The 15,155-nt window shown below is 50.2% G+C and carries 14 protein-coding genes; 2 read left to right on the forward strand and 12 right to left on the reverse strand.

Translation table 11 applies throughout. The features are described 5' to 3' along the window. Window positions 1-104: 104 nt before the first annotated feature. From E6072_RS07530 to E6072_RS07560, 7 genes are all read right to left on the reverse strand, one after another. On the reverse strand, window positions 105-1,130 hold the full coding sequence (locus tag E6072_RS07530; RefSeq protein WP_316086696.1) for a LacI family DNA-binding transcriptional regulator: 1,026 nt from the start codon (window positions 1,128-1,130) through the stop codon (window positions 105-107). 104 nt (window positions 1,131-1,234) lie between these two features. After that, complete coding sequence (locus E6072_RS07535; RefSeq protein WP_316086697.1) at window positions 1,235-2,608, reverse strand: extracellular solute-binding protein; 1,374 nt, start codon at window positions 2,606-2,608, stop codon at window positions 1,235-1,237. Window positions 2,609-2,632: 24 nt separating this feature from the next. Further along, window positions 2,633-3,535, reverse strand: a complete 903-nt coding sequence (locus E6072_RS07540) for a carbohydrate ABC transporter permease (RefSeq protein WP_316086698.1) — start codon at window positions 3,533-3,535, stop codon at window positions 2,633-2,635. Next, window positions 3,532-4,608, reverse strand: a complete 1,077-nt coding sequence (locus E6072_RS07545; RefSeq protein ID WP_316694842.1) for a sugar ABC transporter permease — start codon at window positions 4,606-4,608, stop codon at window positions 3,532-3,534. The genes E6072_RS07540 and E6072_RS07545 overlap by 4 nt, the downstream gene beginning before the upstream one ends. Then, window positions 4,608-6,443, reverse strand: a complete 1,836-nt coding sequence (locus tag E6072_RS07550) for a glycoside hydrolase family 2 TIM barrel-domain containing protein (RefSeq protein ID WP_316694843.1) — start codon at window positions 6,441-6,443, stop codon at window positions 4,608-4,610. The genes E6072_RS07545 and E6072_RS07550 overlap by 1 nt, the downstream gene beginning before the upstream one ends. A 192-nt stretch (window positions 6,444-6,635) precedes the next feature. Then, window positions 6,636-6,734, reverse strand: a complete 99-nt coding sequence (locus tag E6072_RS07555) for a 30S ribosomal protein bS22 (protein WP_005504750.1) — start codon at window positions 6,732-6,734, stop codon at window positions 6,636-6,638. 92 nt (window positions 6,735-6,826) lie between these two features. Next, complete coding sequence (locus tag E6072_RS07560) at window positions 6,827-7,042, reverse strand: helix-turn-helix domain-containing protein (RefSeq protein WP_024059667.1); 216 nt, start codon at window positions 7,040-7,042, stop codon at window positions 6,827-6,829. A gap of 335 nt (window positions 7,043-7,377) precedes the next feature. On the opposite strand from E6072_RS07560, the gene E6072_RS07565 reads away from it, so the two are divergent. Next, on the forward strand, window positions 7,378-8,754 hold the full coding sequence (locus E6072_RS07565) for a potassium transporter TrkG (RefSeq protein WP_316694844.1): 1,377 nt from the start codon (window positions 7,378-7,380) through the stop codon (window positions 8,752-8,754). A gap of 152 nt (window positions 8,755-8,906) precedes the next feature. Here E6072_RS07565 and E6072_RS07570 read toward each other — a convergent pair whose 3' ends face one another. Continuing rightward, window positions 8,907-9,575: a TrkA family potassium uptake protein gene (locus tag E6072_RS07570; RefSeq protein WP_316694846.1), complete on the reverse strand. Its 669-nt coding sequence runs from the start codon at window positions 9,573-9,575 to the stop codon at window positions 8,907-8,909. A 100-nt stretch (window positions 9,576-9,675) separates the two neighbouring features. Between E6072_RS07570 and radA the strand changes: the two genes are divergently transcribed. Continuing rightward, complete coding sequence (gene radA / locus E6072_RS07575; RefSeq protein ID WP_316694848.1) at window positions 9,676-11,076, forward strand: DNA repair protein RadA; 1,401 nt, start codon at window positions 9,676-9,678, stop codon at window positions 11,074-11,076. Here the strand turns inward: radA and E6072_RS07580 are convergent. From E6072_RS07580 to folP, 4 genes are read right to left on the reverse strand one after another with little or no spacing between them, the layout of a single operon-like run. Next, complete coding sequence (locus E6072_RS07580) at window positions 11,063-11,668, reverse strand: hypothetical protein (RefSeq protein WP_316694849.1); 606 nt, start codon at window positions 11,666-11,668, stop codon at window positions 11,063-11,065. The genes radA and E6072_RS07580 overlap by 14 nt on opposite strands. 22 nt (window positions 11,669-11,690) lie before the next feature. Continuing rightward, window positions 11,691-12,185 carry a DUF3180 family protein gene (locus E6072_RS07585; RefSeq protein ID WP_316694851.1) on the reverse strand — a complete coding sequence of 165 codons (495 nt, stop codon included), beginning with the start codon at window positions 12,183-12,185 and terminating at the stop codon, window positions 11,691-11,693. A gap of 4 nt (window positions 12,186-12,189) precedes the next feature. Then, window positions 12,190-14,226 carry a 2-amino-4-hydroxy-6-hydroxymethyldihydropteridine diphosphokinase gene (gene folK / locus E6072_RS07590; protein WP_316694852.1) on the reverse strand — a complete coding sequence of 679 codons (2,037 nt, stop codon included), beginning with the start codon at window positions 14,224-14,226 and terminating at the stop codon, window positions 12,190-12,192. After that, a complete protein-coding gene (gene folP / locus E6072_RS07595; protein ID WP_316694853.1) occupies window positions 14,217-15,101 on the reverse strand; it encodes a dihydropteroate synthase in 885 nt (294 codons plus the stop codon). Before folP ends, folK begins: the two co-directional genes overlap by 10 nt. Between the last annotated feature and the right edge of the window lie 54 nt (window positions 15,102-15,155).

A 15,155-nucleotide genomic window follows, 5' to 3' on the forward strand; every position in this document is an offset into this window, starting at 1 on the left:
GGTAGTGAGGATGAGGGCGACTGGATGCAGGGCTTTATTTCAAATTCTACGTGACGTTGCAAAAGTGTAATTGTAGGCAGAAAGAGCCACTTAATCCATTAGAATCATGCGCTCGTTGATTCTCTAACTAATAACTGGTATCCCACTGTAACGTCAGACAACTGGGAATCTGGCGCATCAAACAGCATCCGCAAACCGCTAACTGCTTTACGACTTATAGTCGCAATATCAGCAGAAATTGTAGTGATCTGAGGGGTGCAGAAAGCAGCAAAGGGGATGTCATCCCACCCCGAAATCATGGTGTCTCTCGGCACTGCAAAACCGGCTTCCTGGCAAGCCCGTAGCGCTCCCAGAGCGAGTAAATCGTTCATACAAATAATGGCATCCGGCGGAGTACTCGTTCCAAGTTGACTTGAGACCGCCTGGTACCCGTTTCCCAGTGTCCATGGTGAAGCAGGAAGCTGCATCCATGCATTTTCATTAACTCCACGCAAACTTGCAGCCTCTATAAACCCTTGTTTTCTAAGTTTTCCCGCTGAACGGGTCGCCATTGTGTCAGAATCACCAACGATCCAGAAAGACTTGGCACCTCTGTCAAGAATGTGATCCATCATCTGCCTAGCAGCACCAATGTTATCGATAGAAAGATGTAGTAATCCAGCGTCGTGGATTCTTTCCCCTAGTAAAACTACCGGTATTCCTAGATCCAGTTCACGCAGTTCCTGTCCAGAAAGTTCAATTGGGGAGATGATAAGCCCATCAACCGAACCTGTATAGAAATTCTCCAATGTTTGCCGCTCTACATTGGCACTTCCTTTAGTTTCCCGGACTATCAGAGTTAGCCCTAGCCGGTTAGCCTCCGTCTGGATAGCCTGCGCCAGCATTGAAAAGTAAGGCCAGGTTATATCCGGAACCGCTAAGGCAATAAATTTAGTTCTGCCACTACGCAGCTGCCGCGCTGCATTATTTGGACGATATCCAACTTCTGCGATTGTCTTTAAAACTCGCTCACGTGTCTGGGGAGCGACATGTTGATAGTTTCGCACAACATTCGATACTGTGCGTTGCGAAACTCCTGCCTTCTTGGCTACATCCATCATATTGGGTCTTGGATTTTTTCTTTTAGTCACCAATTACCAACCTCTCCGGCTGCATGATTAACGAGTCCTATTTAAAGCGATGAGCCAGGCTTTTTCTCGCCTGGCTCATCGTCAATGCTAGTTAGTAAACCTTGCTACTTAAGCATACCTTCAATATCTGTTTGCAGGTTGTTAAGCACGGAATCTACTGGCTCGTTATTCAGCCAAGTTGCTTCTATACCCTCTTGTATTTTATCGCCAATGGCAGGCCATTTTGCGAGGCGCGGTTGCATATGAGCATACTTTGTGGCGGTATCGAAATACTGTACACGGTGAGGCGCATTCTTGTAAGCATCAGATGTTAGCGCCGTCTTTGTTGAAGCCATATGCCCAGTTGCTACTGCCCAATCTCCAGTGTGCCCGTAAAGGAATTTAACAAATTCCAAAGCTGCTCGATACTTAACCGGATCATTATTAGCTTGAACCGGGATAGCCCAAGTGTGGGAGTTTGCCCAAGTGAATTTCTTAGAGAACAGCATGGGAGCATTAGTAGTCTCATAATGGAAGGGAACTTCTTTGGTATATTGATCTACGGCCCAAACCCCGTTGTACATAATCGCGGATTCACCCTTCATAAAAGCCTGCTGCGATGCATCATAATCATGAGTTGGAGTGGTATATCCTTTTTTGACTAGTTCATTCATGAACTTCAAAGCAGTTTTCGATGCTTCTGAATTTACTTTAACGGTCTTGGTCTTAGCATCAATAAACTCTTCGCCCTGTTGCCAAATCAAAGACATCCATAGACGCTCACCCATAGGATCCTTAGAAAGCGCAATGTCAATAAAGTTCTTTCCAGTCTTTGATTTAACGGTCTCTGCATCGGCAAGGAATTTCTCGGGGGATGTGGGCATGTCATATGTCCCATCGGGATTAGTCAGTCCGGCTTTTTCAAGAATATCCATATTAAGGTGAGAGATTATTGCGTGCGTGTCGAAAGGTACCGCATAGTTCTTACCCTCGTACCGAATAGCATCTTTAGCAGCATCTGTGGCGTCGGCCAGATCGATTCCTAAGCTATTGTCCAGTTCTAATAACAATCCCCGGGAGGCATAGTCGGGAAGATTTGCTCCATGCATTACCGTTACGTCTGGGCGGTCTGTACTAGCTAAGGCGGCATTTAAACCATCATAGAAAGAATGCCAGGTAGCCCCACCTAGTCGCTTAACTTTAATTCCCCACTTATTTTCTGCCACAAACTTATTTGTAAGAATCTGAATTGCTTCACATTCAGTAGTCGCCTTGGACATATCTGTGACGTTTTTTGTTGTGTCATCACAGTCACCAAAAAAACGAGCCAAATTAATGGTCGTTCCTTTAAGTTGATCATCGGTTACCGCTTTTATGTTGGATGCAATATCTTTGGAGTTCGCACTTCCTTTGCTCGCGCTTCCTCCGCTCGCACCACAGCCAGTAAGGAGCAGAGCAGACGCAACCACTCCTACCGTTATCTTGTTAATCATCCTCATTGTGGATTCCTTTCCATTGTTGTTTTACTTTCCACCACTAGACATTGAGATTCCCCGAATCAGATATTTTTGCAAAAGCAGAAACACTATCAAGAGTGGAAGAGACCCTAAGACACCCCGAGCCATGAGCGACCCTAACTCTGTAGCTTGGGCAAAATTCCCCTGCATAGATGCCAATCCAGTTGTGATGGTGAACATCTCTGGCTTAGTAGCTGAAACAAGGGGCCATAGATAATCGTTCCAGCTCTGAACAAAAGTGAAGGTTGCCAAAGCAATCATAGACGGAACGGCCATCGGCAGCATCACGGAATAAAATACTTTCCATTGTGACGCTCCATCTACTCTCGCGGCCTCCTCCAACTCGTGTGGCACTTGGCTAAAGAATTGCGTCATAATAAACACCCCGAGCGGGAAAGCTACGCGCGGAATTATTAGCGCAGCGTAGGTATTATGCATATCCACATCCGCAAACATCATGAACAGTGGGATAAACATGGCTTCTTTGGGAACCATCATCCCGGCTAGCGTAAGGGCATAAATAAGTAAGCGCCCCGGAAACTGCAGTTTAGAAAAAGCATATCCTGCAGTTGCACATACGAACACCGTAAGCACAGTAGTAATCACAGTTACGATAGCCGAATTCATAAACCATTTCATGGTTAAACTGGTGCTCAGCACATCAGCGTAGTTCTTCAAAGTCAAACCCTGAGGAAGAATATGCTGCGAACTCACCTTCAACGCCTCGTTAGGCGTCAACGACAGGGAAAAAATCCAAACTAGTGGAAGTACCCACAGCAGGCAAAGAACAATCATCACCAGCTGGTACAAACTAAACGAACGCTTAGTACTTCTGAAAGCGGAACTGAATAACTTTTTTTCCTTGACCACTTCAAACTGCCTTTCCTGCTGCTGAGGTAACACCGTCATTGCGTTTTCCTTTCGCGAGACATGAGGAATTGGATAAGGGAAACCAAAACCATAACTACAAAGAGGAATAGTGACATTGCGGATGCATACCCTAACTGCATATCCCGGAATCCCGTTTGATAGATATACCTGACTACAACGTCTGTTGTATTACCTGGACCTCCACCCGTCATAATATTTACCTGACCGAAAATCTGGAAAGATGCAATAATCTGAGTAACCATGATTAGCAAGGACACATGACTCAGACCCGGCAGTGTTATATGGCGGAACTGTTGCCATTTACTGGCTCCATCTAATTGCGCCGCCTCATACAATACGGGGTCAATATCCTGAAGGCCTGCCCCAAACAGAATCATATTGAACCCAACAGTCCACCAAACTGTGGTAACTATGATTGCGCCCATAGCAAATCGCGGATCCGCGAGCCATGCAATCGGCTCTCTACCTAGTATCTCACTCAATCGTCCGACCATACCACGTGAAGGATTAAGCAAATACCCCCAAATCAAAGTCGCTACCGATACCGGTAAAACATAGGGAAGGAATAGCGCCGCCCGATACAATCCGTTAGTTTTCCGTCTGGGATTATTAAGAAGCAACGCGAACACCAATCCCAATCCAGCAATAATCGGCGTGGAAACAACCGTGAAAATCACCGTATTTTTAAAAGCATTCCAAAATCGAGGATCGTTCCATGACCCATGTTCCCCAGGATGGAATCCCATCAGGAGAACGATAAGGAGTAAAGAGACCGTCAACGCGATATCTCCGGCATTACGAGTTTTCCTCGTTCGCCAAGCCCAATAGATTGCAAAAGACAACAGTAATAGCCTTACGAACCATTGAGCGCTCAAAGACCATTCAATGTTTTGCCCACCGAACATCTTCAAGTAGTTGTCTAGACCTAGCCAAACTGGCGCATTGCCCAGTAATTGCCAATCGTAGAAACTCATCAATATGGCCTGAATGACGGGATAGATGATAAAGGCCAGATAGAAAAGCAAGAACGGAACGACAAAGCTGAAATTAACCAGCCAGTCCTTACACTTAGTCTTTGATGGTAAACGCATTATTCCTCGCTTCCTGCTGGTTGATTAAACCTTCGAGGACGAATTTGATTTTGAAAACTATCACCCAGGACAAACCGTTTAATCTGAGAGATAGAAATTTTAGGCGTCCGATCTTCTTTCAATAAGCCATTTGTCTCTTGAAGAGTGTCAGTGAGCTGGGTATAGCACCACCCCGTTAGTACGGATGAGTTGTAAAGTGCTCTGAATAGCGACGAAACTCTTTCCTCGAAATCTTTAGTGTTTGAGACTACTTCATATCCCCAGGAAGATTCTTTATCCTCACGTAAAGAAATTCCTCCGAACTCTGTGACCATCATCGGACGATCCCCTAACTCTGTTGAAGAATTCAACAGGATGGGTCTTCCTTGCGGCCCGATTCCATGAATGGTCTGGCATACATTTCCAGGTTCTAGGTAAGCAATTTCCAATTCATTTGCAGTGGTCGCATAATCATGCGTGCTCACAATATCCGTATCGAGTTGTTCCCAACCATCGTTAGCCACTACCAACCGGGTGGGATCCTTCGCTCTAGTTAATTCAACTATCGAATTTACAAAGTGGCGTTGGCTGGGATTAGTGGAGATTGCGTCAACTCCCCAACTCTCGTTGAAAGGTACCCACACCACAACCGAAGGACTGGATGCATCTCGGTCAAGTATTGAATTCCACTGCGATAAGGTCCAATTAATGGCTCGGCGAGAATACTCAAATGCAGCAGGAAACTCTGCCCACACCATAATTCCCAGGTAATCAGCCATAGCAAGATAGCGTCTATCTGGAGTCCGCTGATGGATTCTAATCGTATTGAATCCCATGTCCCGAACTAGTTCTAAATCACGAATTTGAGCATCGCAACTAGGCGCTGTAAAGAAGCTTTCCCGCCAATACCCTTGATCTAAGATTCCGCGAACATATACAGGTTTTCTGTTAATTCTTAGATACCCATTCTTGATATCTACTGCACGAAGCCCAAGATAAGAAAGAACCTTGTCTTCTTGGCTACCAACTTTTAACTTAACTTCAGCATCAATCAGGTTAGGCGAGCTGGGGAACCAAAGTAGATTATTCCATTCCGTTCGACTCCGCACCTGCGGAATCTCTAAGATTACGGTTGCAGACATACCGTTTATATCGGTTTCAACCGCAGCCAGCTCTTGCCCCCGCAATCTCAAATTAATACCAATGCTTCCCTGAGGAATCCATTTTGAAAAGGCAAATTCGGCAGTGACTATTGCTCGATCAAGATCAAATTTCCACCAAATTTGCTCTATTGCATGACAGGGAACGGACTCCACCCACACATCTCGCCAAATTCCGGTAGAACGTCTGTACCAGATGTCATGCGGTTGTTCGAGCCAATCTTGTTTTCCCCGCGGTTGACTCTGATCAAGCCTACAATCTTCCGCTCGCACAACAACTTCATATTCATCGTCCTCTGGAAGTTTTACCGAAAAAGAGGTTCCACCCCCGGCGTGCTTGCATAAATGATTCCCATTCACCCAGACGTCAGCAAAGAAATCAACCGCCTCAAAGTTAAGACACCATTCAGTTCCATCAGCTTTAGGAGGCAAATCTTGATGTTTCAAGTTTCGTCGATACCAAACCACATCACAATCCGAAAAATCTGTAATTTCAGATAGCTCGCTCCCGGGGGGGAAAGGAATGAGCACTTCCCGGTTAAACACCGAGGCGCATCTAAACCAGCTCTCTTTTAGGCCTTCATCCTCAGGATCTTCCGCAAACTGCCAATACCCATTCAAACTAGCCCAGTCACTACGACGCAATTGCGGTCGGGGATACCCAAAATCCAATTGTAAATCTTCATTGATCGACATATAAGTAGCCTAATACGGAATTTGCTACGTAGCAAACTAAAATAATATTTCTCTTAAACTTCCCAAGTCTCTGACCTCACAAATGCGGGCTAATGCCCATTCGGGTATTAGCCCGACATTTCCCCCAACAAGCACAAGAGAGAATAAAAAATGGATCCAGGTTATTCCTGGATCCATTTTGCATTATGTCCGCTACTTCTTGTTGCGACGCTGGTGACGAGTCTTACGCAACAGTTTACGGTGCTTTTTCTTGGACATGCGCTTGCGGCGCTTCTTGATTACCGAGCCCACTAGGTTCTCCTTTTGCTTCTTGGTGCGCGCGCGGCGCAGATATTACCTTAAGGTATTTTTCTCGCCCTACTATACAACAACTTAAGCGGCGATTAACTATTGGCTACCCCTGAAGATTGTTCCCAGTCACCAAAACCCTGTCCCATCATCTGGTCGATTGCCGCAGCCGGTACCCGAAAAGACTTACCGACTCGAACTGCGGGGATATCACCGGCGTGGATCATCCGATAGACCGTCATCTTGGACACGCGCATTAGTTCCGCGACCTCTGCCACTGTTACGAAGCGCGGAGCTTGCTGCTGTGCCATAATGTTCCGTCCTAATTTCGAATCCATGCCGGTTAGGGAATATTTATTAGCTTAAGCCGTTGACCTAGAAAAATTCTAGAGTTTCAGGCATCCATGTCTAAAAATACCCCATGAGACCCACTTTTCTCAACTGTCACACGAAAGTCACTAAAAAACCGCAAACTTCCGTTATTTTTTAGAGCCACTTTAGCTATTTTTCTAACAATTTACTCTAGCGGAAGCTATATTTTCCGGTATTGGTGCTGCGAAAATAATCCTGCCTACCTGTCCTAACCGAAAGTAGAAGCAGCGGGTTAATATCAAGGCAGGAATTATTTATTTTTAAAGGGGGTGCAATGGCAAAACAGCGGCGCGTTTCCAACCGTGCGAAGGTCAGAGAATCACTAGACCATCTTGCCCGCACCTCCCCAGCACGGCTGGTAGTACTGGTGTTCGCAGTAATCATCCTGGTGATGACGCTACTGCTTTCTTTACCGATTGCCACCACCACCGGCAAACCCGCTCCCCTGGTCGACGCAGTCTTTACTTCCACCTCAGCAGTTTGTGTAACCGGCCTAACCGTAGTCAACACCGCTTCCTACTGGTCTTTATTCGGACAAATCGTGATCATGTTGGGGATCCTCATTGGCGGCCTGGGGGTAATGACCCTGGCATCGATATTGGCACTAGCGGTATCACGCCATATTGGACTAACCCAAAGAATGCTGGCCGCCATCGAAAAAACCGCTTCCCTCGGCAAAGTCGGCGCCCTGATCCGCACGGTGATCGTCACCTCACTGACTTGCGAATCAATTATTTTCATCGCGCTACTACCTCGCTTCTTAACCTTGAACGAGTCCGTTGGCTCCGCTATCTGGCACGCTCTGTTCCAGTCCATCTCCATTTTCAATAATGCGGGACTAATCAACCTACCCGAGGGAATAGATGCCCACCTGGGAGACTGGTGGATGATTACCCCGGTAATCCTGGGAACTTTCCTGGGCGCCCTGGGATTCCCAGTCATGTTAGACCTCAAAGAAAACTGGCGTTCCCCCCACAAACTTAGTTTGCATTCAAAACTAACTATCACTACCTACCTGGCCGTTTGGCTATTTACCGCGGTAGTAATCGCCTGTTCAGAATGGAATAACCGGGGAACTTTCGGCTCCATGAGCACTTCCGAATCCCTACAAACCTCGATTCTGTTCGGAGTGAACTCCCGCTCCTCCGGGATTAGCACCATTGACGTGGGACAAATGACCAGAGGATCCTGGTTCCTGCTGGACGTACTGATGTTTATTGGCGGGGGCTCCGCCTCCACCGCGGGAGGTATCAAAGTCTCCACCCTGGCAGTCATGATCTTGGCGATTATGGCGGAGGCTCGCGGGGATCGCGACGTAGAAGCTTTCCATCGCCGCATTCCCCCTTCGGTAGTGCGCCTGTCAGTGGCCGTGACCGGTCTGGGCGCCATCCTGGTGGTGACCGCTATCTTCTTCTTACTATCGGTAACTGACTATTCGATGGATGTTATCGGGTTTGAAGTGATCTCTGCTTTCGCCACCGTAGGATTATCAACCGGAATCACCCCTGATTTACCGATTATCGGGAAATACTCACTGGTACTGCTAATGTTTGCGGGCAGAACTGGCACTATGACGGTCGCGGCGGCGCTCGCGCTGCGCGAGCGCCGGCGCGTAATCAGAATGCCCGAAGAACGTCCCATCATCGGATAGTTCTGCCGAGAGAACCTACAGTTTCTAGGATAGAAATTTAGTAGCGGGATACAGGTAGCAGAAACGCTCGAAACCCGCGCGAGATTAGCTACCCCGCGTCCTCTACAATCCCCAAAAGTCCCCGAAACCCCGATTTCGACTCCTAAAGCGGGTTATGGCATTTGCGCAAACTGCTCCAATAATTCAGCGTCACCAGAAACAATAATGATGTCGTTAGCATCCACCCGGGTTTGGGGAGCAGCATATTCAAAAGGCTCGCCGGGAGAGAGCACCCCAATCACCGTGACCCCATATTTAGAGCGAGTATCTAGTTCCGCCAAAGTAAAGCCGTGGCAGGCTTTGGGCGGACGCATTTTCACTACCGAGAAGCCCTTGCGATCCATCTCGATATAGTCCAGCATCTTGCCACCCACGAGGTGCGCGGTACGCACCCCAGCATCATATTCGGGGTAAACCACGTGATGAGCACCGATTCGCTTTAGAATCGACCCATGTTCTAGGGAAGTGGCTTTTGCCCAGATCGACCCGATTCCCAGATCCACCAAGTTCGCGGTGATCAGTACCGATGCCTCTAGGGCGGTTCCTACCCCCACTACGGCGGCTTGAAAATCGGTGGCTCCCAGCTGCTCTAAGGCTTCGGCACTGGTAGCATCGGCTTGCACCACCGGCAGGCGCGACTGCCATTGGGTAACAATCCGCGGGGACTTTTCCACCGCCAAGACTTCGCGCTCTAGGCTCTCTAAAGAGGCGGCTACCGCCGAACCGAAACGCCCCAAACCGATAACTAGCACTCCAGATGCGCTAGCATCCCGTTTCGCCATCTGTGTCCTCCTTTTGTCCCCAGCTGTAAATAGTGAAGCATTCTGCTTACAGCCTACCCCGCTCAAATACTTACTTGGCTTGCCGCGCTAAAGTTAGGGCATGGCCAAGGTAAAGACAAGCTATCAATGTTCCGAATGTGGCTGGCAATCTAGCAAATGGCTGGGGCAATGCCGCAACTGTAAGGCTTGGGGAACGCTAGAGGAAAGCGTCCCGGCTAACGAGCCTGCCCCCTCCCGCAACAAGATCGCAGGCAAAACTCCCCGTCATAAGGCTTTACCCATCAGTGAAGTTGATATTGCTGACGCTAGATTCATCCCCACGGGGATCGGGGAACTCGACCGGGTGCTCGGCGGCGGCCTAGTGGCTGGATCTGTGGTTTTATTGGCGGGTGAACCGGGTGTCGGCAAATCTACCCTCTTATTGGATGTTGCCGGAAAAGTGGCCTCCACCTGGTCAAACAAGTCGGTACTGTATATAACCGGGGAAGAATCTGCCGCACAGGTGCGTTTGCGAGCAGAGCGAATCGGCGCCCTGACCGATAATCTCTTACTGGCTGCGGAAACCGAATTGGAAAGCGTCTTGGGGCATATCGATCAATGCTCCCCTTCACTGGTGATTGCAGATTCGGTACAAACTATTGCCTCAGCTCAAGTCAGTGGACAAGCCGGAAACGTGACCCAGGTACGCGCAGTATGTTCGGCTTTAATCGAGGTCGCCAAAAGCCGCGGAATCCCGATTTTACTGGTAGGGCACGTAACTAAATCCGGTGGTATTGCCGGTCCGCGCGTTTTAGAACACCTAGTTGACGTAGTTACCCAGTTCGAGGGGGATCGCCATACCCGCTTACGGCTGCTGCGGGCGGTCAAGAACCGCTATGGTGCCACCGATGAAGTTGGTTGTTTTGAGCTGGTAGAGAAAGGAATTATCGGGTTAGCAGACCCTTCGGGACTATTCCTGTCCCAGACTTCCTCACGGGTACCCGGCACTTGCGTAACCGTGACTCTCGAGGGACGACGCCCGATGCCTACCGAAATTCAAGCCTTAGTGTCTCCGCTGGTTTCTGGGGGATCAGCGCGGCGCACCACCTCGGGACTAGATTATTCGCGGGTGGCAATGACCCTAGCGGTACTGCAAGCCCGCCTGCGCCTCGCCCTTTCCCAATGTGACGTTTATGTTTCCACCGTAGGAGGCGCCAAAACCAGCGAACCGGCAGTTGATTTGGCGGTGGCGCTAGCCATTACCAGCGCTACCCAGTCACGCCCTCCCCTAGAAAAAATGGTGGCTATCGGGGAGGTCTCCTTAACCGGAGAAATCCGCGCTACCGTGGGTGTGGGACAGCGTCTATCCGAGGCTGCACGGCTAGGTTTTCGTCACGCCCTGATACCTCGCCTGGGAGCCGATGAAGTTACTGCCCCCAAAGGGATGAGCCTACATCCGGTAACAAACCTGGCAGAAGCAGTGATGATCGCCCTGCCCGAGGAGGAGGCTACTTCAAAGTAAAGACAGATTTCGCGTCGGTGATTTCTTTCCCATAGAGAACAGGAATAGCCCGATAGGTGCCGGCCTGCGCCAGATCGCCCTTCTCGCAGCCGTTTCTAGTTTTCCCGTCCCACTTGAGAGTGGTGTCATATTCCATGCCGGTTCCGAGCAGCAGCGGCTGTTCCTGAACTTTCCCCTGACATTTCCAGGATTCCCACACCGTGTCTTCACCGGTAATAACTTTTACGCCCACCTTGTCAATAGCCCCATTCATAGTGCAAGGCTGATTTCCTTTGGTGTTATGTAAAACTACTTTGAAGTTAACGCCCGCTCCCACCTGGTTTTCAGCCTTTTCCGGCTCTAGCTTGTAGCTAATATTCGCGAGATTACAGGTAGTGGGTTGGGTTACGACCTCTTTTTTAGCTTGTTCAGCTTGGGCACGCTGCTTGCTATCATCGGCAGCCTGCATCCAGGACCAGGCAAAACGAACGATTAATAGCACTAGGGCGATCAACACCAGCAAAACTAGCAACGCTACTAGTCGGCGCACCCAAAAAGTTGTTTGCGAAGGACGTACCCGCTCGGAAGAACGTCGGCGTTGGTCTGGACTCATGCCCTCAGGTTACCCCAAGCCGCTAGGTGGAAGCCGGATTAACGCCACCGGGAGCACCATTTGCTCCCGGGGTACCGTCCTCGCCGTCATCGATAATGCACCAGGATTCAACTAGCAGTGCGACTACTAATAGCGCCAGATTCACCAGTGCTAAAGCAATAGTGTTCCCCGCAAACGAACCCGCTATTTCCGCATGACGCAACTGGAACGCCAATATCAACTGGGACAGTAAATATCCCAAGAACAAAGCTGACCATACTGCGGAGGCTTGGGCGACCAGCGCTACCATCGGGGCTTTCGCTAGCTGCATCCAGGAGGGTTTCCCATCACGCAAACGCTTGACGGCCTGCCCAAAAATTGCGAGTACCACCGTCCCGCAAAAGATCAGCACCGTGAGAATGGGGCTGAATTGTAAAGGCGTACCCCCCATCTTCACCGCCAAATCACTGAGGAAATATCCCGCCAATAATGCCATCGCCCCCAGGGCTAACAAGCTAAGTTTTCGCAGTGGCCGCATATTATTACTCGGAGTCCGCTAGCGGATCGAAAACTGCAGTAGGTTGTTCAGTTCGGTCTGTCTCCGGTTCAACTACCGGGATCGCGCCGGTAGTAGTCGGACGCAGAATCGACTTTCGTTCCACCCGAGATTCGTCTTCTCCGCGAGCATCTTCACTATCGTTAACTTTACCTGCCTCAATATCTAGCGGGAGCGGCTGCGGGGAGTCCTGAGGAACTGGAATCGGACCGGTAACTAGCCTACCGGCGTGACGGCCACTGCCCCGCTTCATGGTTTCAGTTGGCTGTCCGTTGCTCGCTTCCGCGGATGGCTCCATAACTTGCACTGGATCAGCAGCTGCCCCTTGCCCACTGTCGCTAGCTTCCCCAGTTTCGCTGTCAGTTCCGACTGCTGGGGCGGCATCCTGCTCTGCAGTCAGATTTTTTTCCGCAGTGGCGCTCGTCTTGGCGCTGGCAAGCTGCTGGGCTGGCGAGGGGGGCGGGGCAGGTACGGGAGAATTAGGTAGTGCTTGCCAGGAATGCTCAGATTCGGCTGCAATTTCCGTTAGGTTTTCGGCTTGCTCAAAGTCCGGCATAAATTGCTCGGGATCTGCTTTCTCCCCTAAAAAGAAAGCTTTAATCCGCTGCCACCAGCTCTTTTTCTTCGGTTTGGTCGCTATTGTTTCCGGTTTCTCAGGTTTTTCTATCGGTTCCTCATCTAAGATCACTGCTGCTTGGGTACGGTCATTACCCAGGTGTGGCAGGGGCAAAGAAGAGGACGGAGGGGTGGGCTGCGCGGATCCGGTCGAAGGAACCGGAAGCGGGGGAACCTGCGGAGAACGCGTATCCTCGGCAGCTGGAGGAAGCGGTGAGCTAGGTTTAGCCACCTGCGAGACCTCTCCTGTAGGATGCAACTCTCGGGCATCGTCTAGTACTCGCGGAGGAACCGCAGGACGAGAAATAGCTGACCAGCGGGGTAAGGGAATAGATCCCGTGCCCTCCTCGGTTAGCGGATGGTTATTGGCTACCCAATCGGGGTAGATCTCTTTTATTCCATCCCGATCCGGGGCATAGTCTGCCAAAACTACCACTTCACCTACCCCGGTAAGTTCGGCCGCTGGGGATACCAGCGACCAGGGCAAGAGCACAAAAGCGCGCTGACTAGCCCGCGGATGTGGCAGAATCAAGCGTTCATCCTTGCTGGTAACGCCCTGATAATCGATGATGTCTAAATCCAGAGTGCGCGCTCCCCAGCGCTCGCTTCGCACCCGGCCGTGCTCATCCTCAAGATTTTGCAATACCTGCAAAAGCTCTAAAGGAGAAAGCATAGTGGACAGGATTACTACCGCATTTAAGTAATCTGGTTGCTCTTCCTGGTCTTCGCTAAGCACCGGAGCCGTCCTCACCAGAGGAGAAACTTCAACTACCCCGATCCCACTAGTGTGCGACAATTGCGCAACTACTTCGCGGAAAGTAGCAGAAACCTCTCCTAGGTTTCCGCCCATGGCCACCACCACTTGCCGGGGGGAGGTGGGAGCCTGTTCTAAAGGATTTTCTGCATTTTCGAGGGAAGTTTCACCACCTTCGGCCGCGCCCTCCGCCGCGATCTCTGCCACCGATAAGGGAGCGGTTTCTTCCAAAGGTTCTTCTTCGGGAAGTAGATTATCCAGACCCCGCCAAATGGTTAGTTTCACGTCTTGTTTTTCTAAACCTAGCGGCGCCTCAGGTTTATGCAAACAAATCCGCACTGCCTGGACGTTTTCCAGTTCTAGGGTTTCTTCGGCAATCTGGGCTGCAACTTTTTCTAACAGGTCGCATGGCGGACCAGTAATAATCCGGCTAATCAGAGCCGATATCTGCGAATAGTCGACGGTATCTTCGATCCGGTCGCTTGCCCCGGCATCGTGCAGATCTAAGTAAATATCGGCGTCAACTAGAAATAGTTGACCGTCTTGGCGTTCATGATCGAGCATCCCATGCCGTCCGCGTTCCTCAATCCCCACCAAACTAATGTGGTCGAGGTATTGCAAACGTTCACTGATTTCTTCCTGACTTAGCGACATGCTGCTTCCCTCCACAGTTGCCCCACTGCGACCGCACTAGCTGAAGCCGCAACATTATGTACCCGAACTGCCCAAACGCCACTCTCGGCGCAAAGCGCACTCACCGCGGTGGTAGCATCCTCCCGCCGTCTGGCTCCCGCCTTAACCCCGGCGGGCAAAGCATTGTCCCAGCCACTGGGAACCGCCATTTCTAGGAATCGTTTTCTAGAAGCCCCAATGAGCAAGGGATATCCCAGCTGCGCCAGTTGCTCTAAGTTACCTAATAGCTCCCAAGACTGCTCAGCGCTTTTCGCGAACCCTAAACCGGGATCTAAAATCAGGCGCTTCAGATTAACCCCAGCACTTTCGCAGGCCTGGATACGTTCTTTCAGACCTTGGCAAACCCCGCCGGTTACGTCCCCGCCGTAGTCACACAGGCTATCCATAGTTTTGGGGTTACCGCGCATATGTTGGCAAATATAGTAGGCATCGGTTTCGGCTATCAGCTCAAGCATCCCCGGATCTAGGGTTCCCCCGGAAATATCATTAATGACCTGCACTCCGGCAGCTATGCCGGCGGCAGCAGTTTCCGCATTGACGGTATCTAAAGAAATGGGCAGAGGGGTGCGAGATGTTTTTAGGTAACCGGCAATCACCGGCAGCACTCGTTCTCGTTCTTGCGCGGGGCTTAAGGACTCGGCTCCCGGCCGGGTGGATTCGCCCCCAATATCGAGGATATCGGCACCTGCGGCTTCTAACTCGAGGGCGTGAGCAATCGCTTTTTCGGGATTGAACCAGTCGCCACCGTCAGAAAAAGAATCTGGAGTGACGTTAATGATCCCCATAACTTTGGTGCGTCCGGGCGTTAAAAAGTCAGGAATCTGGCGGATTGTCATGATTCTAGCCTACCTGGCATTAAACGTGCTTTTGGTATGGAGGCGGGCAAAAGT

It is taken from the genome of Varibaculum cambriense (assembly GCF_032557235.1).
In the GTDB taxonomy this organism is placed as follows: domain Bacteria; phylum Actinomycetota; class Actinomycetes; order Actinomycetales; family Actinomycetaceae; genus Varibaculum; species Varibaculum cambriense_C.